Raw genomic sequence first — 24,351 nt, 5'->3', positions numbered from 1 at the left:
CGTTCCACAGGCCGTCGCCAAGCATCAACGAAGGCTGCGCAAACGTTTGCGTGAAGGGAACTATGGTAAAGCTTCCGGGTTTTGTCAACGTGCGGATTTCACCGCAAGGCTGGGGATCAGACGGTCGTGTTGACCAGGGCACCCGAGCCGGAGCCCTTGGCCAGCTCTGTGATCAGATGGCCAGTGACTTCCAGCAACGCACCGCTGGTGTCGGCAATCTGGCCTTGTATCGCCATGACCGCAGTGGTTTTGGCTTCGGGTGTCGGATAGACCTGCTTCTGCGCAGCAGACAACTGCTGTTGCTGTTCTCTGAGCTGCTGTTGCAGCTCTTGCATGCGTTTGAGCAACACCTGCACGGCAATGCTCTGGGTGCTCCCGCTCTTTTCGGTCTTGCCTTCGGACGCAGGGCTCATGCTCGTACGAACCTGGCCTGGCGCCTGCGTTTGACCAAGGGTCTCATCGGCTGCCTCAGCGCTCGCTTGGCTCAAGGCCTTGAGCGTGGCCGCGGACTGGCCGCCGATGGTGACGGCAGCTGCATTTGGAAAGCCGACGGAAAACGACATAACAAAACTCCATGGATAAGATTCCTACGAAGGCCATCGACTGCTTGAGCGGCTTCTTTAGCTTAATTTTTCCTACACCAAAACGGAAAAAGCGTTGTCAGAGGATTTTCTTGAATTTTAAGCAGTTGCGTAAATGCCTACGGTTAAATACTGTACGCACGTACAGCTCAATAAGGATAATCCTGTGGCAACGCCGTCCGCTGCAACTACCCCCTTAGATTCCTATACCCGCCTAGGCCTGCGGGTCTCGAAAATCATCAACTCCCCCACCGCACAAAAAGCCAAGGCGGCCCTGATCTTCCGGCTTCCCGAGGAGCCGGTGGATGAGTGGGAGCGCCTGCTGGAAGAAATCGACGAGAACGACAATGTGACCCTCGCCTATCGCGACGATGGCGGTGTGCAGGTGTTCTGGGTTGTGCCGAAGGAAGATTGAGCCTGATGAGTGTTCGTTGTTTTGCTTTATTGCTTGCGATTGTCGCCATGGGCGCGCAGGCCGATGCGCCCCGTACGTTCAGCGAGGCCAAGAAAGTCGCCTGGAAACTCTATGCCCCCCAATCCACCGAGTTCTACTGTGGCTGCAAATACTCAGGCAATCGCGTGAACCTGGCAGCCTGCGGTTATGTGCCGCGCAAAAACGCCAATCGCGCCGCGCGTATCGAGTGGGAGCATATCGTCCCGGCGTGGCAGATCGGTCATCAGCGTCAATGCTGGCAACAAGGCGGGCGGAAGAATTGCACCCGCCACGACCCGGTCTATCAACGGGCCGAGGCCGATCTTCATAATCTGGTGCCCAGCATCGGGGAAGTGAACGGCGACCGCAGCAACTTCAGCTTTGGCTGGCTGCCGGCGCAGACGGGCCAGTACGGCTCATGCCTGACCCAGGTGGATTTCAAGGCCAAGAAAGTCATGCCCCGCCCTTCCATCCGTGGAATGATCGCCCGGACGTATTTCTACATGAGCAAACAATACGGCCTGCGCCTTTCGAAACAGGACCGGCGCCTGTACGAAGCCTGGGACAAGACCTACCCGGTACAGAGCTGGGAGCGCCAGCGCAACCAGAGCGTGGCGTGCGTGATGGGGCGTGGCAACGAGTTCGTGGGCCCGGTGAATTTAAAGGCCTGCGGTTGATCTCGCATGGGTAAACAGCGCCAATCAACTGTGGGAGCTTGTTTGCTCACGATAGCGGCAGCGCCGTCAACGTCAACGTTGGCTGAGCCACTGCTATCGCGAGCAGGCTCGCTCCCACAGGTGTTGTGGCTTATCTGACTGTTCTATTCTGCGGGGTTTATTGAGCGCTTGGGTAATCCACCACCAGCGACTCGATGTTGCGCTTTTTCGCTCGAACCAGGGCGGCGTTCAATTGCTCCTGCTTCGCCTCGGCTTCAGCCTTTGAATTGAAAGGCCCGACCAGAACCCGGTCCTTGCCATTGTCTTTCACCACACTCGATACAAAACTGTGCTCGATGAGCCAGGCGGTCAGGTCGCTGACCGCTTGCGGGATTTCGCCCCGGACCTCGACGCCCCATTGCGGCGCAGCGGCGGCGCTCGGTGCAGTGGTTGCCGCCACCTTTGGCTTCGGTGTGTCGACGTCACGCCCTTCACCGCATCCTGCCAGCGCCAATACCGCGATTACCCAAGCCAATTTGCGCACAACGTTTTACCCCGGAAGACATGGAGCGGGGATTTTAACACTCAAGCCCGTCAATAACGCCGTAAACAGCGCTCAAAACACGAGAAACCTGCACGGCGTCTCTGTATAGTCGCACCCTGGGAATTAATGCTGCGTCTGCGCGTCAGAAAGAGGCACCCACATTGTGACACTTGGCACTAATCTATAAGCAGTACCGACATCTGCACTGCCTGAATCAGGTGCCCTATAAAGCAATCAAGGAGAACACCATGCTGATACTCACCCGCAAAGTCGGTGAAAGCATAAACATTGGTGACGACATCACGATCACCATTCTGGGCGTTAGCGGCCAACAAGTCCGTATCGGCATCAACGCTCCGAAAAACGTTGCGGTGCATCGCGAAGAGATTTATCAGCGCATTCAGGCGGGCCTTACCGCCCCTGACAAGCCGCAAACGCCCTGAGCCCTGTAGCAGTCCGTAGCCAGCCCTTCTGCATCGTCGCAAGGCTGGCTAAAGATTCATGCCGACTGTCCCTCATCATCCCCGCTCCATCTCGCCTTTGATTTTTTCGTTCATCCCGTCAAACCGATACTAATGACATGGCTCATAGCATGGCTGTCAGACGTTTCGTTTTAATGGCGATGAAGCAGGTATTCGTGACGGCTCAACCCAGCCCCACGCCGCGGGCCATTCCTGTGGCAGCGACCACCATCAGCACCAGCAACAAAGCTTCAATGTGACTGATCCGCGCAAACCGGCCAGCTTTCGAAGGATCGATCGCACGCCCTTTGCCCAGTGCCATCCGCCATTTGATCAGCGCGATCATCGGCGCGATTTCAAGCAACAGGATCAGCACGAACAACGTCATCTTCAGGTGAAACAGCGGTTGGTGCAGGTAATAGTCCGTGCCTTTTTCAAACCCACCAAAAGCACGCATCCCGCCGGTCACCAGCAGGACCACCGCCGATAGCCCCCACAGGTTGTCCGCCATCAAGACATTTCGAACCGCGTCCGTCCCGCCCGCCAGGCGTCGCAACGCCGTGCCCCGGGTAAGTACCGCCCAGAATGCCAGGGCGAAAGCCAGAAGATGAATTGCCGCAAGAGACCAATGAGCCAACATGGAAGATTCCTGTCAGAGGATGTCGAATCGACCTGACAGTACTAGCTCATAAAACAATGATTGCCAGGATAGGCATACAAAAAACTGTGGGAGCGAGCCTGCTCGCGATGGCGGTGTATCAGTCGACAACAATGTTGTCTGACACTCCGTCATCGCGAGCAGGCTCGCTCCCACAGGGGTATTGCGTAAGGACTCAGTCAGCCAAACGCCAGGTCGTCCCGCCCTTGCCGTCTTCCAGCACCACGCCCATCGCGGTGAGCTGGTCGCGGATGCGGTCGGATTCTGCCCAGTCCTTGTTGGCCCGCGCAGTCAGGCGCGCCAGGATCAACGCTTCGACCTCGGCGGCGTCCACGCGACCTTCGGCACCGGCCTGAAGGAAATCATCCGCCTCGAGCTGCAACACACCCAGTACGCCGGCCAGTTCTTTCAGACGCGCCGCCAGGCCCGCCGCCGCGTTGAGATCACTCTCCCGCAGACGATTGATCTCGCGCACCATCTCGAACAGCACCGCGCAGGCTTCCGGCGTGCCGAAGTCGTCGTTCATCACTTCAGTGAAACGCGCGACAAAGGCTTCTCCACCGGCGGCAGGGACCTTCGGCAGGCCCTTCAACGCATGGTAGAACCGCTCCAGGGCGCCCTTGGCGTCCTTGAGGTTGTCTTCCGAATAGTTGATGGCGCTGCGATAGTGACTGGACACCAGCAGGTAACGCACGACTTCGGGGTGGTACTTGTCGAGCACGTCGCGGATGGTGAAGAAGTTGTTCAAGGACTTGGACATCTTCTCGCCGTTGATCCGGATCATGCCGCAATGCATCCACGCATTGGCGTAGGTCTTGCCGGTGGCCGCTTCGCTCTGGGCGATTTCGTTTTCGTGGTGCGGGAATTCCAGGTCGCTGCCGCCGCCATGAATGTCGAAGGTCTCGCCCAGGCAGCAGGTCGACATCACCGAGCATTCGATGTGCCAGCCCGGACGCCCGGCGCCCCACGGCGACTCCCAGCTCGGCTCACCCGGCTTGGCGGCTTTCCACAGCACGAAGTCCAGCGGGTCCTGTTTCGACTCGTCGACTTCGATGCGCGCGCCGATGCGCAGGTCTTCGATTTTCTTGCGCGACAGCTTGCCGTAGCCCATGAACTTGGCGACGCGGTAGTACACGTCGCCATTGCCCGGTGCGTAGGCGTAACCCTTGTCGATCAAGGTCTGGATCATCGCCAGCATGCCTGGGATGTGGTCCGTGGCACGGGGCTCCAGGTCGGGCTTGAGGATATTGAGGCGCGCCTCATCCTCGTGCATGGCCTTGATCATGCGCTCGGTCAGCGCATCGTAAGGCTCGCCGTTTTCCCGGGCACGGTTGATGATCTTGTCTTCGATGTCGGTAATGTTGCGCACGTAGGTCAGGTCATAACCGCTGAAACGCAACCAGCGGGTCACCAGGTCGAACGCGACCATGCTGCGACCATGGCCGATGTGGCAATAGTCGTACACGGTCATCCCGCAGACGTACATGCGGACCTTGTTACCGTCCAGCGGCTTGAAGACTTCTTTGCTCTTGGTGAGCGTGTTGTAGATCGTAAGCACAGGGTTTCCCTTAAGACTTGATCACTGACCCCAGGAATCGCGCAAGGTCACGGTACGGTTGAACACCGGAGCACCGGGTTTCGAGTCCTTGATATCCGCGCAGAAGTAACCTTCGCGCTCGAACTGGAAACGGTCTTCCGGCTGTGCGTTGCCCAGCGAAGGCTCGGCACGACAACCAGTGAGTACTTGCAGGGAGTCAGGGTTGATGTTGTCCAGGAAGCTGGCGCTGTCCTCGGCCTTTTCAGGGTTCGGCGAACGGAACAGGCGATCGTACAAGCGCACTTCGCACTCGACGCTGGCAGCGGCCGGCACCCAGTGGATCACGCCCTTGACCTTGCGACCCTCCGGGTTTTTGCCCAGGGTCTCGGGATCGTACGAGCAATGCAGTTCGACGATGTTGCCGTCGGTGTCCTTGATCGCTTCGTCGGCGCGGATCACGTAGCTGCCGCGCAGGCGCACTTCACCGGCAGGCTCCAGGCGCTTGTAGCCTTTTGGCGGCTCTTCCATGAAGTCTTCACGGTCGATGTAGATTTCCCGGGCGAACGGCAGGACGCGCACGCCCATGTCTTCTTTCGGGTGGCAAGGCAGCTCGAGGTTCTCGACTTTGTCTTGCGGGTAGTTGGTGATCACCACTTTCAACGGACGCAGCACGCACATGGCGCGTGGGGCGCTGTGGTCCAGGTCGTCGCGGATACTGAATTCCAGCATGCCGAAGTCCACCACGCCGTCGGAACGGTTGGTGCCGACCATCTCGCAGAAGTTACGGATCGATTTTGGCGTGTAGCCACGACGACGGAAGCCCGACAGCGTCGACATGCGCGGGTCATCCCAGCCGTTGACGTGCTTTTCGTCCACCAGTTGCTTGAGCTTGCGCTTGCTGGTGATGGTGTAGTTCAGGTTCAGGCGGCTGAATTCGTACTGGCGCGGCTGAGCCGGCACCGGCAGGTGCTCCAGGAACCACTCGTACAAAGGACGATGGCTTTCGAATTCCAGGGTGCAGATCGAGTGGGTGATGCCTTCGATGGCGTCCGACTGACCGTGGGTGAAGTCATAGTTGGGGTAGATGCACCATTTGTCGCCGGTCTGGTGGTGATGGGCGTGACGGATGCGGTACATGATCGGGTCGCGCAGGTTCATGTTCGGCGAGGCCATGTCGATCTTGGCGCGCAGCACCCGTGCGCCGTCCGGGAACTCGCCGCCGCGCATGCGGGCGAACAGGTCCAGGTTCTCCTCGACGCTGCGATCACGGAACGGGCTGTTCTTGCCCGGCTCGGTCAGGCTGCCACGGTATTCCTTGGCCTGCTCGGGGGTCAGGTCGCACACGTAGGCCTTGCCGGCCTTGATCAGCTCCACCGCCCAGTCGTGCAACTGGTCGAAATACTGCGAGGCATAACGCACCTCACCGGCCCATTCAAAACCCAGCCATTTAACGTCGCTTTCGATCGCGTCGATGTACTCCTGGTCTTCCTTGGCCGGGTTGGTGTCGTCGAAACGCAAGTGCGTGACGCCGCCAAACTCCTGGGCCAGGCCGAAGTTCACGCAAATCGACTTGGCGTGACCGATGTGCAGGTAGCCATTGGGCTCCGGCGGAAAACGGGTGACGATCTGCGTGTGCTTACCCGAATCCAGGTCCGCCTGGATGATCGGGCGCAGGAAATTGACCGGCACGGCCGGGCCGGTCTTGGAATTCGAGGTAGGGTCGACAGTGGGCTTGCTCATAGGATCCTTGAACGTACAAGTGCGCGGCCGGGTGCGGCCTGATAAATCAAAGCCCGTATCATAGCCGATGCTGTCAAGCACCTGACAGGCCAGGTCGGTAAACGATTGAATTTAATCGACGACCCGATGAAAAACAGCCTCGAAAAACCCGCTCGGCGCGCTAAACTGCCCAGCCTGGCCGATTACAGCCAGACCGGTTGCGGGCAGCAAAGCCCCGAAACCCACGAATTCCTTGAAAGAGTAGCGATCATGACTCAAGTCAAACTGACCACCAACCACGGCGACATCGTCCTGGAACTGAACGCCGAGAAGGCACCGATCACCGTTGCCAACTTCGTTGAATACGTCAAGGCCGGCCACTACGAAAACACCGTTTTCCACCGTGTCATCGGCAACTTCATGATCCAGGGCGGCGGTTTCGAGCCAGGCATGAAAGAAAAGAAAGACAAGCGCCCAAGCATCCAGAACGAAGCCGACAACGGTCTGGCGAACGAGAAGTACAGCGTCGCCATGGCCCGCACCATGGAACCGCATTCGGCTTCCGCGCAGTTCTTCATCAACGTGGCCGACAACAGCTTCCTGAACCACAGCAGCAAGACCACCCAGGGCTGGGGTTACGCGGTGTTCGGCAAAGTGGTTGAAGGCACCGACGTGGTCGACAAGATCAAAGGCGTTTCCACCACTTCCAAGGCCGGCCATCAGGACGTGCCAGCAGAAGACGTGATCATCGAGAAAGCCGAGATCATTGAGTGATACTGCTGATTTCAGATTTGCATCTGGAAGAGGAGCGCCCGGACATTACCCGGGCGTTTCTGGATTTGATCGCCACACGCGCCCGCTCGGCGCAAGCGTTGTACATCCTGGGCGACTTTTTTGAAGCCTGGATCGGCGACGATGCCATGACGCCGTTCCAGCGTTCCATCTGCCAGGCCCTGCGCGAATTGAGCGACAGCGGCACGGCCATTTTCCTGATGCACGGCAATCGTGACTTCATGCTCGGGCAAGCCTTCTGCAAAGCGGCCGGCTGCACCCTGCTCAAGGACCCCAGTGTCGTGCAGTTCAACGGCGAGCCGGTGCTGCTGATGCACGGCGACAGCCTCTGCACCCGCGACGAAGGCTACATGAAGTTGCGGCGCTGGCTGCGCAACCCGGTCACGCTGTTCATCCTGCGTCACCTGCCGCTGGGCAGTCGCCAGAAACTGGCGCGCAAACTGCGCAGCGAAAGCCGCACGCAGACGCGAATGAAAGCCAATGACATCGTCGACGTCACGCCCGAAGAGATCCCGCGGATTATGCAGGAATACGGCGTGAAGACCCTGATCCACGGCCACACCCACCGCCCCGCTATCCATAAGCTGCAACTGGGCGAACACGCCGCCCGGCGCATTGTGCTGGGGGATTGGGACAAGCAAGGCTGGGCGTTGCAGGTGGATGAACAGGGATTTGCCTTGGCGCCGTTTGGTTTTGGCAATGCGCAGTTGGCGTTGCCAAGCCATTAAAGAACCCATGAGATCCCTGTGGGAGCGAGCTTGCTCGCGATAGCGATGTGTCGTCGACATCAACGTTGACTGTCATGCCGCTATCGCGAGCAAGCTCGCTCCCACAGTGGATTGCATTTCACCTCTGAATCAATGCCCCGCCGACGCAGGCCCCGCCTTCGCCGCAAACGGCGGCTTCGCCAGCCACACCAGCACAATCAAGCCCATGAACGCCCAACCCAGCAGCGTGAAGTAATCCACGGTGGAGAGCATGTACGCCTGGCTGTTGAGGATCTGGTCGAGCTGGGCATAAGCCGGTGTGTTCGCGCCACCGAGATGGTTAAGCGCCTCGCGGGTGGCCGGCTCATAGGTGCTGATGCTTTCACTCAGATAGGCATGGTGCTGGTCGGCCCGGCGTATCCAGATCCAGGTGGTCAGCGATGCGGCAAAGCTGCCGCCCAGGGTGCGCAGGAACGTCGCCAGTCCCGCACCATCCGCGATCTGTTGTGGCGGCAGGTCCGACATCAGGATGCTCAAGGTCGGCATGAAGAACAGCGCCACGCCGATCCCCATGAACAACTGCACTAGGGCGATGTGCTGGAAATCCACTTCGTTGGTGAACCCGGCGCGCATGAAGCAGCTCAGGCCGATGGCCAGAAACGCCAGCCCGGCCAGCAGGCGCAGGTCGAACTTGTGGGCGTATTTGCCAACGAAGGGCGACATCAATACCGGCAGGATGCCAATGGGCGCCACCGCCAGCCCGGCCCAGGTGGCGGTGTAGCCCATCTGGGTCTGCAACCACTGCGGCAGGATCAGGTTGATGCCGAAGAACCCGGCGTAGCCCCCCACCAGCACAATGGTGCCGATGCGAAAGTTACGGTAGGCGAACAGCCGCAGATTGACCACCGGATGGCGGTCGGTCATTTCCCAGATCACAAACACCGCCAGGGCAATGACCGAGATCAGCGCTCCGATAATGATGAAGTTCGACTCGAACCAATCCAGGTCGTTGCCTTTGTCGAGGATCACCTGCAGCGCACCGACACCGATGATCAGCGTGATCAAGCCCACGTAATCCATCGGCTGGTGGCTGGTGACCACCGGCCGCGCCTTCAGTTGCTGGCGCACCACCATCACGGCGAAGATCCCGATGGGCACGTTGATGAAGAAGATCCACGGCCAGCTGTAGCTGTCGGTGATCCAGCCGCCGAGGATCGGCCCGGCAATCGGCGCCACCACCGTGACCATCGCCAGCAACGCCAGGGCCATGCCGCGCCTGGCCGGCGGATACACGGCAATCAGCAAGGTCTGGGTCATGGGGTACAAAGGCCCGGCCACCAGCCCCTGAAGAACACGAAAGCCAATCAGCTCCGGCATCGAAGTCGAGATACCGCACAGAAACGAGGCGAGCACGAACAGCAGGGTTGCCCACAAGAACAGCTTCACCTCACCAAACCGACGGCTGAGCCAGCCGGTCAGCGGCAGCGCGATGGCGTTGCTCACCGCGAACGAGGTGATGACCCAAGTGCCCTGCTCCGAACTGACACCCAGGTTGCCGGAAATGGTCGGCAAAGCGACGTTGGCAATGGTGGTGTCGAGCACTTGCATGAACGTCGCCAACGACAGCCCGATGGTGCTGAGCAACAGGCTGGGCGGCGTGAAGGACGCGTTATTGCTCATTGCGAAATCCTATGAAGCAGAGGTGGCGAAAACCCTTAGGGCCAGACACAAACCCTGTGGGAGCGAGCTTGCTCGCGATAGCGGTGTATCAGTCACCACCGATGCTGGCTGGGCCAATGCCATCGCGAGCAAGCTCGCTCCCACAGGTTCATGCCCATAACTGACTAGCGCTGCGCGGTCTTGCTGGCAGCGGCACTGTTTTCATGGATCAACCGGGTGATCATCGTGTCGGCGTCGACCAGTTGCCGGTCATAGACCTGGGTGCTGAAAGAGGCTTGTTTCGGTGGCTGCTGGGCCAGCACCGGACCACTCTGGTCGCGCAGGTTGACGTCGACCTGGGTCGACAGGCCGACCCGCAGCGGATGCTTGGCCAGTTCCTGGGCATTGATATGAATACGCACCGGCACCCGCTGCACGATCTTGATCCAGTTGCCGGTGGCGTTCTGCGCTGGCAACAAGGCAAACGCGCTGCCGGTGCCCGCACCGAGACTGTCGACGGTGCCGCTGTACTTCACGTCGCTGCCATAGAGGTCGGTTTCGATGTCCACCGGCTGGCCGATGCGCATGTCCCGCAGCTGGGTTTCCTTGAAGTTGGCGTCAATCCATAACTGATCGAGCGGAATCACCGCCATCAGCGCCGTGCCCGGCTGCACCCGCTGGCCCAACTGCACCGTGCGCTTGGCGACGTATCCGGTGACAGGCGCGATCAAGGTGCTGCGGGCGTTGGTCAGGTAGGCCTGACGCAATTGCGCGGCGGCCGATTGCACGTCTGGATGGGACGCCACCACGGTGTCATCCACCAAGGCACTGGACGTCTTGAGTTGCTGTCTGGCGTTGGCCAACGCATTCTGCGCCGAGGTCAAATCGTCACGGGCGTGGGACAGTTCCTCCCGGGAAATCGCCCCGCCGGCCGCCAGGTTCTTGCGTCGGTTGTAGTTCTCCTGGGCCTTCTGTACTTCGGCCTCCTGGGCTTTGACCTGGGCGCGCATGCCATCGACGTTGCTGTACAAGCCACGCACCTGGCGCACGGTACGGGCCAGATTGGCCTGGGCACTTTGCAGCCCGACCTCGGCGTCGTTCGGGTCGAACTGCACCAGCACCTGGCCTTCACGCACCAGGTCACCGTCGTCGGCACCGATGCTCACCACGGTGCCGGTGACCTGCGGCGTGATTTCCACCACGTTGCCGTTCACATAGGCATCGTCGGTGCTCTCACTCCAGCGGCCATACAGTTCGTGCCAGGCCCAGACGCCCAGGCCACCCAGGACGACAATCAGTGCCAGTCCCAGCAGCATCAGCTTGCGCTTGCGCGGGTTGCTGCTGTCCTGGGCAGTTTCAGAGGGTTGGGTAGTTTCGGCAGTAGCCATGACAAGTACCTCGAATCAGTTGTGCGACGTGGTGGAGGCCGGCGCGGCCGAAGCCAGGGTGTCGGCCTCGAAGCCACCGCCCAGGGCCTGCATCAGTTGGATCGACAGGTCGATCTGCTCGGCATTCAGGTTCGCCAGTTGGCGCTGGGCCTGGAGCAATTGCTGCTCGATGCTCAGCACGTCCAGGTAATTTCCGATGCCGGAGCCATAGCGCTGGACCACGGTGTCGTAAGAGTTCTGCGCGATATCGGTAGCGTGTTGCTGCGCGGCGATCTGCCGAGCGATGTCGCGCAACTGGTTGATGGTGTCGCTGACATCCCCAAGGGCCTTGACCAGACTCTTGTTGTACTGCGCCACCGCCATGTCGTAATCGGCATCCCGGGCATCCAGGTCCGCCCGCAGTCGCCCACCGTCGAAGATCGGCAGCGACACCGTCGGCGCTACGTTGAAGAAGCGGCTGGCCGAACCGAACATCGCGTCTCCCAACAATGACTGCACCCCCGCCGCCGCGCTCAGGTTGAGGTTGGGGTAGAACTGAGTCTTGCCGGCTTCAATGTCCTTGCCCGCCGCCTCAACTCGCCAACGACCGGCGACCAGATCCGGACGACGGCCCAGCAATTCAGCCGGCAGGTTTGACGGCAGGGCAACGGCGCTGGCTTGCAGCACGTGAGGGCGAGCAATTTCATTGCCGCGGTCCGGCCCCTTGCCCAACAGCACCGCCAAGGCGATTTTTGCGCTTTGCAGGCGTTTTTCTGCGTCGATCCGGCTCGCATCGGCGCTGGCTTCCAGGCTTTCGGTTTGCTGGAACTGATATTCACTGTCGATCCCGGCGCTGAGGCGGCGCTTGCCCAGATCGAGCATTTGCCGGGTGCGCTTGAGGTCCTCGGACGCCAGGTCATAAATGATATGGGCCTGCCCCAGATCGCTGTAGGCCCTCGCCACGTCAGCGGCGAGCGTCAGGCGGGCGGCCTGCCGGTCGATCTCGGCGGCACGGGCCTCGCCCAGGGCCGCTTCCCAGGCCGCACGCTGGCCGCCCCAGAGGTCGAAGTTGTAATTGAAATCCACGCCCAGCGAACGCAGGGTGCTGTACGCCCCGCCCTGCCCTTGCGGGTCCTGGTCACGGGCCAGGCGCGAACGGCTGACACTGGCGCTGGCGTCCAGGGTCGGCATGCGCGCCGCATTGGCGGCGTAGGCAGCGGCACTGGCCTGATGCACCCGGGCGCTGGCGATCTGCATGTCCGGGCTGTCGCGCAACGCTTCGTGGATCAGACCGTCGAGTTGTGGGTCGCCGAGGCTTTTCCACCAATCGCTTTTCGGCCAGGAAGCGGGCGACAGCGTGACGCCGTTGAGAGATTGCCCGGCCTTGAGGTTTTGAGCCTCAAGGCGGACGCCTTCGGTGTTCAGGCCGCTGTAACTGGCACAACCGGCCAGGCTCATGGCCAGCAACACCAGGCTGATGCGGGTACGCAAGGTTTTACGACTCATTTGTCCCCCAACCGCAACACGGTGATGGGATCACCGGCGGCAAGCAGAATTTTCTTGAGGATTTGTTCGAGGATTTGCAACTCCTCGCGGCTGATGGCGCCCGCCAACTGGTTCATGGCATCGGCGCCGATAACAGGCAGACGATCGGCCAGGGCCTGGCCGGCGTCGGTCAGCACCAGTCGCACCTGCCGCCGGTCATCCGCCGAGCGCTGGCGGATCAGAAAACCTTTCTGCTCCAGACGATCGACCATTCGCGTCATCGAGCCGCTGTCCAGGGACAGGTACCGACACAGCTCGACCGGCGTGTCGATGCCGTGCTGGGCCATGATGATCAACACCTTGAACTGCGCGGCAGTGATGCCGACGGGTTCCATGTGGGTGTCGATGATTCGGTCTTTGAGCAGCGCGGCACGACCGAGCAGCATGCCGAGGTGGCAATTGTGGAAATCGTCCGGGGTGAAATGTTTCATCTGACCACCTTTTACTGCCTAGGCAGTGAATGTATGTCGAGATGTTACTGCCTAGGCAGCAAATGTCAAACAAATAGTTAGCTTGCTATGCACAACCCGACAAACGCAGATAAAAAATGTGGGAGCGAGCCTGCTCGCGATAGCGTCGTGACAGTCAAAATTGAGTCGGCTGATACATCGCTATCGCGAGCAGGCTCGCTCCCACAGGGGTGGCGCGAAGGCTTAGAAATCGCGCTTGTAGAAGATATCCAGAGAGCTGGCGACGCCGCTGGCGGCTTCCAGGTACACCCGCTTGCTGAGTTTGTAGCGCAGGGCGATGGTGTTGGCCGGTTCGAACACGCCGACGCCGTAACGCAGGCTGAGTTTTTCCGTCAGATTGCCGCTGGCCACGACGCTGGTGGTATCGCCGCTGCCCTGGGTGTCGAGCTGGAAATCCTCGATGCCCAGATTGTTGGCGAGGCTGGTGGTCACCCCCGCACTGCCCATCAGCCCCAGGCCAAGTGCTGCCTGGGCGAGCATGTTGTTGTCCTCGCCCGTGGTGCTCAGCGGCCGGCCGAGTACCAGATAAGACAACGCCTGCTCCTGGCTCATGGCCGGTTCAGAGAAGATTTGCGTGGTCGGCTGTTCGGCACTGCCGCTCAAACGAATGCCGGCGATCACGTCGTCGGTCTGGCGAATCGCTTCGATATCCAGGTAAGGCTGGTCGATGGGTCCGGCGAACAACAGCCGCGCCCGACGCACCGTCAGCCGTTGCCCATAGGCCCGGTAGCGACCGTCGTTGAGCCAGAGTTCACCGCGAGTGTCCATGTTGTCGCCGATGTGCACCTGGCCTTTTACGTTGGCCGTCAGGCCGAAGCCCGAAAACGCGAGCTTTTCCTGGCCCACGATCACATCGATGTCCATCGCCATGGCCATCGGTGTCTTGCCCTCCTCGGTCTGGTGGCCAACGATCACCGTATCATCCGACACCTTGACGGTAGACGGCGGCAGTTCGCGCACGGTGATTTCGCCTTTGGGCACTAGGACCTTGCCGGCGATGGAAAGCCGCTCGCCCTGCAACGTGATGGTCAGGTCCGGCGCCACCTCCAGCACCGCGTAAGGCTCGACGGTGACCGGCAATTGCGACCCCTTGAGCGCCAGGTCCATGCTCAGGGCTTCGCCCCAGCCGATGTCCCCGGTCAGGCTGCCTCGGCCGACCTTGCCACTTTTCCAGTCACCGTTGAGGCGCACCGTTTCACCGGCAATCGTTGCGCGCATCTGCAAGTCTTCGAGGCTGACGGGCAGTTCCGGGCCGGACACTTCGCCATCGCTGATCAACAGGTTGCCGTTGACCTGGGGCGCCAACAATCCACCCGACAGCGTACCGCTGCCATTCAGGTGACCGGTGAGGGTTTCCACCATTGGCAGGAATGGCCGCGCCACGGACAAGTCCAGGCCGCTCAGGCGGAATGAGCCGCTCAGCGGTTTGCTGGCCGGCAACGGGTTGATCTGCGCCTGGAGCATCAGTTCGCCCAGCTTGGCCCCAACGAAATTCAGGCTGGTGTCGATCCGCTTGGGCGTCAGGCGACTGTCGAGGGTCAAGGTCTGGTAGGGGAAGTCCAGCCATTGCTCAGTGTCGCGGTCCTTGTCCCGGATCCGCAAAGTGCCGCCGCTGGCGTCCACCAGAATGCGTCCGTTCGGGCCGCTGGCCGGCAGGTCCAGTTGCAGGTCGGCGTTGAGTCGGCCCTGCCAGGCAAAATCCTTGGGCATCCACTGGGCCAGGCTTTCGATGGGGAATTGCTTGAGGTGATAGCGCAGCTTCGGCTCCGGCATCAGGCGTTGATCCTCACCACACAGGCTGGCCTCGCCGGAACGCCAACAGTGGGCGCCCAGGTTAAGCGTGCCATTGGCCAGGCGCTCCAGCTTGGCCGGGGCTTGCAGCCGCCAGGCCTGGCCGCCAGCCTGCACATTGCCACTGCTGAGGCGCCCGCGCCAGTTGCCTTGGTCGAGCACGCCATCGAGCGCCAGGGCCGTTTCCAGCTGTGGCCCTTGCAGGTCGAGGGTCAGCTTTTGCTGCCTGATATCACCCTGCCCGCTCACCGTCAGGACACCGAGCGACGTGTCACCCGCCCGAATGCCGCTGGCCTTGAGGTCAACCCTGCCGCGCTGCGCGCTGTCGAGGGTCGCATCCAGGTTCAGGCTTTGCAGGCGGTTGTCCTGCAACGCCAGTTGCGTGCCTTGCAGGTCGAGCTTGCCTTGGGGGGCCTTGAGTGTCCCGGCCACGTTGAGGCGACCGACCAGTTGGCCGCGCAATTGCGGCCAGAGCTGGGCCAGGCGCGAGAGTTTGATATCGATCTGACCACTGAGTGTTTCTTGCAGGCTGCCCGTACCGTTGATGCGGTTGTCACCCAGGCGAATGTCCAGCGCGCTGAGGTTCCACTGCTCGCCAACACCGTTGGCCTTGGCCTGGAACAGCGCCGATTGGCCGCGCAACTTGCCCTTGAGGTCCAGGTCCGCATCAAGCTCCAGACGGTCATTTTTCATCGAACCCTTGCTGCGCAACGGCCCGGCCAGGGTGCCGGGCAGCTCCCCCAGCCAGTACGCCGGGTTGATGGCCGACAGTTCCAGCGCCGTGTCCCAGGCGATGCCGTCGGCAAACTCCAGGTTCAGATGGCCTTCGGCCTTGCCCTGCCCGGCGGCGAGTTTGAGTTCCGGCAAATGGATCGTCGTCAGGTCGCCGCTGAACGGGCTGTCCAGGCTGAACGCTCCGGCGGGACCGTCCAGCGCCGCCTGGAAATTGCCCAGGTATTTGCCATCGGTGTACGACACTTCACCGTTGAAACTGCGCAGCGTCACTTGTGGCTCGTCGATCAGCGGATAGAGGCGATGCCAAGGGAAGTCCAGCCAGGCGATTTTCGCCTCGGCGCTCAGGCCTTCGCGCCAGTCCAGCTGGCCGGTGAGCTTGAGGTATTGCTGATCACTGGCGTTGAGGTCCAGGCCGGCGATCTGCGCACCGTTGGCGTCCACTTTGCCTTGCAGCAGCAAGGCCACCGGGCCTTTTTCGGCGGGCAACGTTGCCTTGCCAAGCAACTGGTAGCCGCTGTTCAGATCGCCTTCGCCCGTCAGTTCCAACTGATTGAGCATCAGGGTATCCGGCAGATCGGCGCCGGCCCTGAAGCCATCGGCGGTGATGCGTACCTTGGCCGGCAGGTTGTCCACCAGCGGTTGCAGCTCACCGACCAACCGGCCTTGCAGATAACCGCTGCTGTCGGCGTTGAGGTTGAGGGTTTTGAGCAGATTGCCATCGATGTTCAGGTCCAGCGTCCAAGGCGTGGCGCCTGGCGCCGGCAAGGTCAACCGGCCCTGGGCCTTCAGCGGCCAGTCGCCGCCGGGTTGCAACAAACCGGACAGCTTCAGGCTCAGTTCGTCGCGCTGCAGCTGCACCGAGTCGATCTGCAGACCCTGGGCGGTCCAATGCGCGGCCAGTTGCAAGCCCTTGAGCTGTTCGCTGCCATTGAACAACAGGCTGCCGACTTGCACGTCGCCCAGTTCCAGGGCAAGCGGCAAGTTCAGGTCCGGCAAGGTGATCGGACCGCTGCTCGGCTCGTCAGCGGACGGAGGAAATTGCAGGCTGACCTTGTCGGCCTTGAGCTGATCGATGCACAGGGTCATGCGCGCCAGGCATAGCGGCGACCAGGCGAAGATCACCTGATCGAGTTCCACCCGGCTGCTGTCCTGCTCCCACAACAGGTAGTCGGCACTCCACTGACCGCCCAACCGTCCCTGAAAATTATCCGTACTCAAACCCGGCACAACACCAAGCGCCCAACGACTACCCCATTGCGTGCCGAGCACGATGCTCAGGGTCAGCAAGACCACCAGCAGCAACGTGCCGAGCGCCAGCAGCGCTATTTTCAAACCACGATTCACAACTCGGGCCCCATGGAAAAGTGCAAGCGAATGCCGCCATCGTCATCCAGCGCATGGGCGAGGTCGAGGCGGATCGGCCCCACCGGCGACACCCAGCGCACACCGACGCCGACACCCGTCTTGAGGCTCGGCAGCTCAAGGCTGTTAAAGGAGTTGCCTTGGTCGACGAAGGTCGCCACCCGCCATTTTTGCGCAATCGAATACTGATACTCGAGGCTGCCGGCGACCATGTAGCGACCACCGATGCGATCACCTTCGGAGTTTTCCGGTGACAGGCTCTGATAATCGTAACCGCGCACGCTCTGGTCGCCACCGGCGAAGAAGCGCAGGGATGGCGGGATGGATTTGTAGCCATTGGTGGCACTGCCACCGACCTGGGCACGGGCCAGCAGACGATGCTTGTCGAACACAGTAGTCAGGCCCTTGACCATGGCCGTGCCATATAAAAGATTGTTGTCCGAGCCAAGCCCTTCCTTGGCGACCTTGGTGTCGAATTGAATGCGATAGCCGTTGCGCGGATCGATGCGGTTGTCACTGCGCAGGTAGGAATAGCTCACGCCCGGCATCAGCAAGGTGCTCAGACCCGAATCGTCGCCGAGCCGATATTCCTCACGCTGCCACTTGAGCGACACCACCCGTTGCCAGCCACTGGGCAACTTGCTGTGCCATTCGGGGCCCACGGTCAGCAGCTTGCTGAGGCTATCGGTGCCGGACAGCTCTTCATATTGATAGCCACCGGCGTAGCGCATCTTGTCGGTCAAGGGCGGGTCCAGGGGTACGTCGTACCAAAGGCCAACGTTCTGCCGGGGCGCCGACACTTCCGCTTCCCAGCCATAACTGTGGCCCTGGGGATTGACCCAGTGGCGCGTCCAATTGGCCTTGGCCCGCGGGCCGACGTCGGTAGAGAACCCCAGGCCCAGACCCATGGTGCGCGGCTTGCGGGTCTCAAGCTTGACCGCCACCGGGATCACGTTATCGGTGGCGGCGGTGGGTGCCGCGTCCACTCGAACGCCTTCGAAATATCCGCTCGATTGCAGGGCCTGGTTGAGTTCTGCGATGAGTTCCGAGTCGTACGCCTCGCCCGCCTTGAACGGCACCATGCGCTGCAACAACTCTTCATCAAAGGGCGTGTCACCCTCGAAACTCACCGGGCCCAGGGCGTAGCGCGGGCCGCTGTCGTAGACCAGCTCGATGTCGGCCACGCCGGCCTGGGGGTCCACCAACAGCTTCTGGCTGACAAATCGCCCGCTGAAAAACCCGTAGCGCGAGGCCTGGTTCTGGATGATCCGTTTGGCGTCTTCATAGCGCCCATGATTAAGCACCGCGCCAGGTTTGAGCGCGGCGTTGTCAGGTACACGAAAAGCCTTGAGGGAAGCGGCCGGGCCATCGATGCGCACGGTGACATTGCGCAGGTGCACGGGCTCGCCAGGGTCGATGGTCAGGATCAGGCGCGGGGTCTTGCCGCCCTCGACCTCGCTGTCGATCTGCGGCTGGTAGTAACCCAACGCCTGGGCGGCTTTGCGCGCCTGCTCCTCGGCACCCCGACTGAAACGCAGCAAGGCCTCTTCGTCACGATCGCCCACGCCGCCGATATAGCCTTCTACGTTAGCCTTGAGCTGGTCGTTGGACGGCTTGACCCGTACATCTAATTCACTTTGTGCCAGTGCCGCGCAGCTGAGGGACAGCAAGAGCGCACCACTGGTCATTCGTCCTGGGAAATTCATGGCGCGGATGCTATCACGAGCTTGGAAGCCTGATAGAGCCGGACATGTCTCAAAAGTTTCCCCGGATTACGCCGTCGCGCTCTGCAATACCTGCGGGTTGGCGTGAAAGAAGACATGTTCGCGGACGGGTCCTACCGCAATCTCGCCGATTTCCTCATAACCCTGACGTTTATAGAACTCCAGGTAACGTGGGTTGCCGGTGTCTAGCACCACGCCCTGGGAGTTCTCGTCCACCGCACACCAGTTATGCACCGCCGCCAGTAACTGTTCGCCGAAGTGTTGGCCTTGAAACTGCGGATGCACCCCCAGCAGTGGCAATACATGGACAGAATCCGACGGCAGGCAGGCCGTCACTGCGGCATGGTAGTCCAGGTAACGCCGGGTGCAGCGAAAGCCGGTGCTCAACACCATGCGCAGGCGCCAGGCCCAGCTTTCAGTGATACCCAGGCGGCGCTGCGGTGGAGCAATCAAGGCAATGCCGATCAGGCGGTCGTTGACCAGCAAGCCGATGGCCGGCAGATCCTGGAGAAAATGCTGTTTGACCAACTCACGCACCGTGGCCCGTACCCGATGTTCATAACCGGGCCGCTCGGATTCGAACAGGAAGCTGAAGGTCGGTTCATGACGATAGGCCTGGTAGAGCAATGAACGTGCCTCGCGGGAATAACCGCTGTCGAGCATATGGATGTCGGCGATGGCGGTGGCGGTTTCTGGCATGACGGTCAATCTCCTGGGCGAGGCTCGGTGAGGCCCCGCTCTTATTGAGTACGAACCCGATTGGGCTCTGATCGTTCCTACATGCACAGGACATTAGCAGCGCATTTGTCCTACTGCCACGCTGGCCGTGCTCCTACATGTCAGCTAGCATCGCAGTTTTGCCAGGACAGCCGACCATGAAGATCGTCTCCTTCAACATCAACGGGCTGCGCGCCCGCCCCCATCAGCTGGCGGCGCTGATCGAGAAGCATCAGCCGGACGTGATCGGCCTGCAGGAAACCAAGGTCCACGACGAGCAATTCCCCCTGGCCGAGGTGCAGGCCCTGGGTTATCACGTGCATTACCATGGGCAGAAGGGTCACTACGGCGTCGCCCTGCTCTCCCGCCAGGCTCCACTGACGTTGCACAAAGGCTTCGAGAGCGACGAGGAAGACGCCCAGCGGCGGTTCATCTGGGGCACCTTCGCCGATGCCAACGGCGTGCCGGTGACCATCATGAACGGTTACTTCCCCCAAGGCGAAAGCCGCGATCACCCGACCAAGTTCCCGGCCAAGGAGCGTTTCTACAACGACCTGCAACAACTTCTGGAAAGCCGTTTCAGCAACGACCAGCCCGTGGTGGTAATGGGCGACGTGAACATTTCCCCGGAAGACAGCGACATCGGCATCGGCCCGGACAACATGAAGCGCTGGCTGAAAACCGGCAAATGCAGCTTCCTGCCGGAAGAGCGCGAGTGGATGGCCCGCCTGAAGAACTGGGGCCTGGTGGACAGCTTCCGGCACCTGAACCCGGACGTCACCGACCGCTTCAGCTGGTTCGACTACCGCAGCCGCGGTTTCGAAGACGAGCCCAAGCGTGGCCTGCGCATCGACCTGATCCTCACCTCCCATGGGCTGCTGCCACGGGTCAAGGATGCCGGGGTGGATTATGAACTGCGCGGCATGGAGAAACCTTCGGACCATGCGCCGATCTGGCTGCAGTTGAGCTAAATCCAGGGCATACACAAACCTTGTGGGAGCGAGCCTGCTCGCGATGACGGCGGCACATTCAAAATCAATGTGGCAGTTGCACCGCTATCGCGAGCAGGCTCGCTCCCACAAGGGATCTTCGGCGAACTGCGGCTGACAAGTCGCACGCCTGTCACTTTTCAGTAACCTGACTGACTTAATCTTCCGGCACGTTCTTAGGTTCAGAAGGTGTCGGCATGCGGCTGCGCGTTGTTTTTTTCATGGGCCTCTGGCTGCCGCTCACGGCATGGGCCAGCGGCCTGCCGATTCCCGAACACGGCCCCGCGCTGCGCCTGCAAGGCTCGAACACCATCGGCGCTACGCTGGGGCCGGCGCTGGTCAAGGCGCTGATGGTGGATCAGGGGCTGCTCAAGGTCCGTACCGAAATCACCGACCGCGAGAACGAGCAGCGTATCGTCGGCCAGGCCGCCGATGGTCGGCGGGTGGAAATCGACATTGCCGCCCATGGTTCCAGCACCGGGTTTTCCGCCCTCAAGCACGCCAGCGCCGAACTGGCGGCCTCTTCGCGACCAATCAAGGACAGCGAGGTCAAGGAGCTGGCACATCTGGGGGACCTGAAAAATCCCAGCGCCGAACAGGTCATCGCCATCGATGGCCTGGCGATCATTCTTCATCCACAAAACCCGCTGCGCCAGCTCGACACCCGGCAACTGGCGAAGATATTCAGCGGCGAGGTGAACACCTGGGAATCGGTGGGCGGCGCCGGCGGCCCGATTCATCTCTACGCCCGGGATGAGCAATCCGGCACCTACGACACCTTCAAGGAACTGGTGCTCAACCGACAGGGAAAACGCCTGGCCCCTTCTGCCCGGCGCTTCGAATCCAGCGAACAGCTTTCCGACGCCGTCAGCCAGGATCCGCAAGGCATCGGTTTCATCGGTTTGCCCTACGTGCGCCAGGCCAAGGCGCTGGCGATTGTCGACGGCGACTCCCAGCCCATGATGCCGCTGACCCACCTGATCGCCACCGAAGACTACCCTTTGTCGCGCAGGCTGTTCTTTTACCTGCCACCGCAAGAAACCAACCCGTGGGCCGAGGCACTGGTTGAGTTCACCCAAAGCGAAAAGGGCCAGGCCATCGTCGCGGCCAACGGGTTCATCGCGCAAACCGTCCAGGCCATGGCCGTCACCCCCAATGCGCTGATGCCTGAGGGTTATCAGGCCCTGAGCCGCCATGCCCAACGGCTGTCGGTCAACTTCCGCTTCGAAGAAGGCAGCGCCAGCCTCGACAACAAGGCCCAGCAGGACCTGGGGCGTGTGCTCGCCTATATAAAGCAGCACGACAAGCTCGACCGCCGAGTGACGCTGGTTGGGTTTGGCGACGCCAAGGACGACCCGGCACGCGCCGACCTTCTGTCCCGATTGCGGGCCATGGCGGTGCGGCGCGAATTGGTCAAACACGGTGTGGCGCTGCGCGAAGTACGCGGCTTCGGCGCCCTGATGCCGGTGGCGGCCAACAGCGAGGATGAAGGCCGGGTGAGGAATCGGCGGGTGGAGGTCTGGGTTTACTGACACCGAAAGACCAAATGTTTATCCCGCCAGCCTAAGCGTAGGACCTGACCGCCTCGCCTTGCGCCGTTGCCTACAACTACGCCAGAATCCGCCGGCTTGTGCGCCTTGGGGTGGGGCTTTATCGTTTTCCGGTCGCTGACGAATCAGCGATCGGGTTTGGTAGCCCGGTTTTCCTGGTGCACGTGCAACCTGACGCAGGGGATTTCTATGCCCTCTGTTTTATGGTGGTCATGCGCAGGGCGTCCTCGGACGCGCCGGGTTGCCAGGTAACCGGTCTACCAACCTTCGTATGGCCACCTCCCTTCGTTTGGTAGCGAAAGGGATGGCTCCAATTTCTTACCTGGAGTTTCATCTATGTTCAAACCAACACCTAATCCGCCAGACACCGATCCAACCACGCTTAACGCCAAAGAATTCGGCAAAGCCGCCGACCGCGCCCTCGACTTCTACCTCAAGCCCAAACCCACCAAGCCCGAGCCTGCTCCAAGCCAAGTCTTCACCGTCGTCAACGGCATCGACACCGAAGCCCTGCTCGCCAACCTCAGCGAAACCCTGGCCTCGGCCAATGCCATGGTCAGCGACCTGGCCTTCGATCTGGAAGGTTCCCGGCGCCACGTCGCCCTGGGCATTCAGCAACTGATCGAACTGGGCGGCTTGCTGGCGAACCGAGCGCTGGATAACGTCGACCCACGCTAGCCGCTACCACACACTCCCACTGTGGGAGCGGGCTTGCTCGCGAAGGCGGTGTGTCAGTCAGCACTTGATTGGCAGGCAGATCGCCTTCGTGAGCAAACCCGCTCCAATTGCATCGCGAATTCATTTCCAACATAAGCAACTATTAAGTCCAGCAAGAGTTCTTCAGGCAGCCCCCGCTCCACGACAACACTTATCGCACTTGTTTACACATCACTTCTTGCCAACTTTTATTCCAAAATCCATAGTCCGGCGCCTCACACAAAACCAAGTACGAGCAGTTCGCCATGAAGTTCACCACTATTACCACCGCAGCCGCCATGCAAAAAATGAAGAACTTCATTATTGCCTGCCCTACGGAAAAACTGACTTACGCAAAAAAACGCTTTCAGCAGCTTGGATATCATTCCGCCTTGAAAATGTCTGACGAAGATATTCTCAGCGCATTAACATCCAATGAACACAACATGCAGGCTTTTATTCAACAATACGAGGCCGTTAAAGACACCCCCCTTATCGATCTGCCCCTTGACACTCGACTTCTTAGCTTGAGCAACAGTTTTATCAACACTGCCGTGCCCCCGGCAATAGAGTTGATTCTCGCCACCCTTGACGAAAACACACCCTCACCAGCCTGCATCTCCCAGCACATCAGCACGCACACAGACGATCTGTTCAATGACCGGGAGCATCTGCGAGAAAAGCTCCGCTTGATATTGTCACTGATCCAGCAACCAATGCTCCAATCAGAAATCATCTACACAGACCTGAACACTTTCCGTCATGTTTACCAACCCATTACATCCCCTGACGCAACAGAGTCTGAAGAAACCTACGGCCTGGCCTTCCTGGATCTCATGGGAGTTGAATTATGCATACTGATTAATCAGCCCTGCCTTGAGTTGAACGCACGGCATACGCCTAAGATTGCTGGATTCCAGAACGAGTTTTATCTATACACCCTACTGCATGAGCTGACGCATTTACTGATTGGATCGAATGACGACTCCTATAATACGCCCACCGAGGAAACAGAAGACATCAACCTCTACTCCACTGCCAACCTCAAACCACACGAAATCGACAACGCGGACAACTATTGCACCTTAATATTCATCACCCTCGCCCTTATGCATAAGCGGGGGTGCCTGGACCTCACTCAATTTTAAGAAAATCACTCCACCACGCGGGTGTAATCGACCGAGCGAAGATGCCGTTGCGCCGATAGGAACCGATGTCAGCCGCGCTACCTCCAGCGTGAAACGCACCTGCGGCACGTTGCTGGGTTGACGGTTGACGCGGTACTGGCAGTCGTAGAAGCGAAAATTAATCGGCAACAACAAATGGGAAAAAATTGATTTAACTCTGGCCCAACCGACTGGCGCATCCCCATCCTCGCCATCCCATTCCTGTGAAACTGCGCTCCCATCGCATTTGTCACCTCAGATCCTCATGCCCTCACACACAGCATCACCCCAAGCCCTCTCCCGTCGGTTCAGCGTTGCGCCGATGATGGATTGGGCGCCCTGAAAGTTGCCCCCTTGTAAATCAAGGCCCCCAAGGCAGCGACCTCTCATCCGTACCAGTTACGTACCAGCGATGACTTCAGGCCTGGCTCTACAATGAAACCAACTGCCCTTGACGCTACTATGCTCTCGAGCATCACTGACAGCTTCGCG

The 24,351-nt window shown here is 60.4% G+C and carries 21 protein-coding genes; 9 read left to right on the top strand and 12 right to left on the bottom strand.

All coding sequences use genetic code 11. The features are described from left to right. Positions 1 to 116: 116 nt before the first annotated feature. Positions 117 to 563: a hypothetical protein gene (locus QOM08_RS09785; protein ID WP_047229319.1), complete on the bottom strand. Its 447-nt coding sequence runs from the start codon at positions 561 to 563 to the stop codon at positions 117 to 119. Between the two features lie 133 nt (positions 564 to 696). Between QOM08_RS09785 and QOM08_RS09780 the strand changes: the two genes are divergently transcribed. Together QOM08_RS09780 and QOM08_RS09775 are read left to right on the top strand one after the other, a co-directional pair. Next, positions 697 to 996, top strand: coding sequence for a DUF1654 domain-containing protein (locus QOM08_RS09780; RefSeq protein ID WP_076385536.1), 300 nt, complete (start codon positions 697 to 699; stop codon positions 994 to 996). Between the two features lie 5 nt (positions 997 to 1,001). Further along, positions 1,002 to 1,691: an endonuclease gene (locus QOM08_RS09775; RefSeq protein WP_047229317.1), complete on the top strand. Its 690-nt coding sequence runs from the start codon at positions 1,002 to 1,004 to the stop codon at positions 1,689 to 1,691. 157 nt (positions 1,692 to 1,848) lie between these two features. On the opposite strand, the gene QOM08_RS09770 is transcribed toward QOM08_RS09775, so the two are convergent. Beyond that, entirely contained in the window at positions 1,849 to 2,214 is a 366-nt protein-coding gene (locus tag QOM08_RS09770; protein ID WP_047229316.1) for an SPOR domain-containing protein, read from the bottom strand. 248 nt (positions 2,215 to 2,462) lie between these two features. Here QOM08_RS09770 and csrA point away from each other — a divergent pair, with 248 nt between their 5' ends. Next, a complete protein-coding gene (gene csrA / locus QOM08_RS09765; protein ID WP_003179932.1) occupies positions 2,463 to 2,657 on the top strand; it encodes a carbon storage regulator CsrA in 195 nt (64 codons plus the stop codon). Between the two features lie 202 nt (positions 2,658 to 2,859). Here csrA and QOM08_RS09760 read toward each other — a convergent pair whose 3' ends face one another. From QOM08_RS09760 to QOM08_RS09750, 3 genes are all read right to left on the bottom strand, one after another. After that, positions 2,860 to 3,315, bottom strand: coding sequence for a DUF2214 family protein (locus tag QOM08_RS09760; RefSeq protein WP_305468038.1), 456 nt, complete (start codon positions 3,313 to 3,315; stop codon positions 2,860 to 2,862). A 193-nt stretch (positions 3,316 to 3,508) separates the two neighbouring features. Beyond that, positions 3,509 to 4,891 carry a cysteine--tRNA ligase gene (gene cysS / locus QOM08_RS09755; RefSeq protein ID WP_316912913.1) on the bottom strand — a complete coding sequence of 461 codons (1,383 nt, stop codon included), beginning with the start codon at positions 4,889 to 4,891 and terminating at the stop codon, positions 3,509 to 3,511. Positions 4,892 to 4,912: 21 nt separating this feature from the next. Further along, complete coding sequence (locus tag QOM08_RS09750) at positions 4,913 to 6,610, bottom strand: glutamine--tRNA ligase/YqeY domain fusion protein (RefSeq protein WP_139050685.1); 1,698 nt, start codon at positions 6,608 to 6,610, stop codon at positions 4,913 to 4,915. A gap of 249 nt (positions 6,611 to 6,859) precedes the next feature. Between QOM08_RS09750 and QOM08_RS09745 the strand changes: the two genes are divergently transcribed. Together QOM08_RS09745 and QOM08_RS09740 are read left to right on the top strand one after the other, a co-directional pair. Beyond that, positions 6,860 to 7,363: a peptidylprolyl isomerase gene (locus QOM08_RS09745; protein WP_047229369.1), complete on the top strand. Its 504-nt coding sequence runs from the start codon at positions 6,860 to 6,862 to the stop codon at positions 7,361 to 7,363. Then, positions 7,360 to 8,109 carry a UDP-2,3-diacylglucosamine diphosphatase gene (locus tag QOM08_RS09740; protein WP_188251499.1) on the top strand — a complete coding sequence of 250 codons (750 nt, stop codon included), beginning with the start codon at positions 7,360 to 7,362 and terminating at the stop codon, positions 8,107 to 8,109. Before QOM08_RS09745 ends, QOM08_RS09740 begins: the two co-directional genes overlap by 4 nt. A 129-nt stretch (positions 8,110 to 8,238) precedes the next feature. Here QOM08_RS09740 and QOM08_RS09735 read toward each other — a convergent pair whose 3' ends face one another. From QOM08_RS09735 to QOM08_RS09705, 7 genes are all read right to left on the bottom strand, one after another. After that, positions 8,239 to 9,768, bottom strand: a complete 1,530-nt coding sequence (locus QOM08_RS09735; RefSeq protein WP_188251498.1) for a DHA2 family efflux MFS transporter permease subunit — start codon at positions 9,766 to 9,768, stop codon at positions 8,239 to 8,241. Positions 9,769 to 9,932: 164 nt separating this feature from the next. Further along, positions 9,933 to 11,135: an efflux RND transporter periplasmic adaptor subunit gene (locus tag QOM08_RS09730; RefSeq protein ID WP_316912912.1), complete on the bottom strand. Its 1,203-nt coding sequence runs from the start codon at positions 11,133 to 11,135 to the stop codon at positions 9,933 to 9,935. Positions 11,136 to 11,150: 15 nt separating this feature from the next. Next, positions 11,151 to 12,620, bottom strand: coding sequence for an efflux transporter outer membrane subunit (locus QOM08_RS09725; protein ID WP_173407132.1), 1,470 nt, complete (start codon positions 12,618 to 12,620; stop codon positions 11,151 to 11,153). Continuing rightward, positions 12,617 to 13,090 (bottom strand): MarR family winged helix-turn-helix transcriptional regulator, encoded by a 474-nt coding sequence (locus QOM08_RS09720; RefSeq protein WP_139050687.1) that lies wholly within the window; start codon positions 13,088 to 13,090, stop codon positions 12,617 to 12,619. Before QOM08_RS09720 ends, QOM08_RS09725 begins: the two co-directional genes overlap by 4 nt. Before the next feature lie 222 nt (positions 13,091 to 13,312). After that, the gene (locus QOM08_RS09715) at positions 13,313 to 16,999 is read right to left on the bottom strand and encodes a translocation/assembly module TamB domain-containing protein (protein ID WP_316912911.1); all 3,687 of its coding nucleotides are present in this window, start codon (positions 16,997 to 16,999) and stop codon (positions 13,313 to 13,315) included. Then, a complete protein-coding gene (locus tag QOM08_RS09710) occupies positions 16,996 to 18,723 on the bottom strand; it encodes an autotransporter assembly complex protein TamA (RefSeq protein WP_047229306.1) in 1,728 nt (575 codons plus the stop codon). Before QOM08_RS09710 ends, QOM08_RS09715 begins: the two co-directional genes overlap by 4 nt. Before the next feature lie 66 nt (positions 18,724 to 18,789). Further along, entirely contained in the window at positions 18,790 to 19,440 is a 651-nt protein-coding gene (locus tag QOM08_RS09705) for a GNAT family N-acetyltransferase (RefSeq protein ID WP_047229305.1), read from the bottom strand. 176 nt (positions 19,441 to 19,616) lie between these two features. Between QOM08_RS09705 and xthA the strand changes: the two genes are divergently transcribed. The 4 genes from xthA to QOM08_RS09685 all read left to right on the top strand — a co-directional run bounded on the left by xthA (position 19,617) and on the right by QOM08_RS09685 (position 23,841). After that, positions 19,617 to 20,429, top strand: coding sequence for an exodeoxyribonuclease III (xthA, locus tag QOM08_RS09700; protein WP_047229304.1), 813 nt, complete (start codon positions 19,617 to 19,619; stop codon positions 20,427 to 20,429). Between the two features lie 215 nt (positions 20,430 to 20,644). Further along, positions 20,645 to 21,979 (top strand): substrate-binding domain-containing protein, encoded by a 1,335-nt coding sequence (locus QOM08_RS09695; RefSeq protein WP_076385556.1) that lies wholly within the window; start codon positions 20,645 to 20,647, stop codon positions 21,977 to 21,979. Between the two features lie 354 nt (positions 21,980 to 22,333). Next, positions 22,334 to 22,675 (top strand): DUF6124 family protein, encoded by a 342-nt coding sequence (locus QOM08_RS09690; RefSeq protein WP_160892985.1) that lies wholly within the window; start codon positions 22,334 to 22,336, stop codon positions 22,673 to 22,675. Between the two features lie 284 nt (positions 22,676 to 22,959). After that, on the top strand, positions 22,960 to 23,841 hold the full coding sequence (locus QOM08_RS09685; RefSeq protein WP_316912910.1) for a hypothetical protein: 882 nt from the start codon (positions 22,960 to 22,962) through the stop codon (positions 23,839 to 23,841). Positions 23,842 to 24,351 lie beyond the last annotated feature (510 nt).

It is taken from the genome of Pseudomonas sp. P105 (assembly GCF_032614175.1).
Classification (GTDB): Bacteria; Pseudomonadota; Gammaproteobacteria; order Pseudomonadales; family Pseudomonadaceae; genus Aquipseudomonas; species Aquipseudomonas rhizophila.
This window is presented reverse-complemented; position numbering and strand designations above follow the sequence as displayed.

Coding starts and splice junctions, on each gene's coding strand:
- QOM08_RS09690 (WP_160892985.1), top strand. CDS start 22,334: ATGTTCAAACCAACACCTAATCCGCCAGACACCGATCCAACCACGCTT.
- QOM08_RS09695 (WP_076385556.1), top strand. CDS start 20,645: ATGCGGCTGCGCGTTGTTTTTTTCATGGGCCTCTGGCTGCCGCTCACG.
- QOM08_RS09745 (WP_047229369.1), top strand. CDS start 6,860: ATGACTCAAGTCAAACTGACCACCAACCACGGCGACATCGTCCTGGAA.
- QOM08_RS09705 (WP_047229305.1), bottom strand. CDS start 19,440: ATGCCAGAAACCGCCACCGCCATCGCCGACATCCATATGCTCGACAGC.
- QOM08_RS09785 (WP_047229319.1), bottom strand. CDS start 563: ATGTCGTTTTCCGTCGGCTTTCCAAATGCAGCTGCCGTCACCATCGGC.
- csrA (WP_003179932.1), top strand. CDS start 2,463: ATGCTGATACTCACCCGCAAAGTCGGTGAAAGCATAAACATTGGTGAC.
- QOM08_RS09725 (WP_173407132.1), bottom strand. CDS start 12,620: ATGAGTCGTAAAACCTTGCGTACCCGCATCAGCCTGGTGTTGCTGGCC.
- xthA (WP_047229304.1), top strand. CDS start 19,617: ATGAAGATCGTCTCCTTCAACATCAACGGGCTGCGCGCCCGCCCCCAT.
- QOM08_RS09780 (WP_076385536.1), top strand. CDS start 697: ATGCCTACGGTTAAATACTGTACGCACGTACAGCTCAATAAGGATAAT.
- QOM08_RS09730 (WP_316912912.1), bottom strand. CDS start 11,135: ATGGCTACTGCCGAAACTACCCAACCCTCTGAAACTGCCCAGGACAGC.
- QOM08_RS09720 (WP_139050687.1), bottom strand. CDS start 13,090: ATGAAACATTTCACCCCGGACGATTTCCACAATTGCCACCTCGGCATG.
- QOM08_RS09710 (WP_047229306.1), bottom strand. CDS start 18,723: ATGAATTTCCCAGGACGAATGACCAGTGGTGCGCTCTTGCTGTCCCTC.
- QOM08_RS09735 (WP_188251498.1), bottom strand. CDS start 9,768: ATGAGCAATAACGCGTCCTTCACGCCGCCCAGCCTGTTGCTCAGCACC.
- QOM08_RS09760 (WP_305468038.1), bottom strand. CDS start 3,315: ATGTTGGCTCATTGGTCTCTTGCGGCAATTCATCTTCTGGCTTTCGCC.
- QOM08_RS09750 (WP_139050685.1), bottom strand. CDS start 6,610: ATGAGCAAGCCCACTGTCGACCCTACCTCGAATTCCAAGACCGGCCCG.
- QOM08_RS09775 (WP_047229317.1), top strand. CDS start 1,002: ATGAGTGTTCGTTGTTTTGCTTTATTGCTTGCGATTGTCGCCATGGGC.
- QOM08_RS09685 (WP_316912910.1), top strand. CDS start 22,960: ATGAAGTTCACCACTATTACCACCGCAGCCGCCATGCAAAAAATGAAG.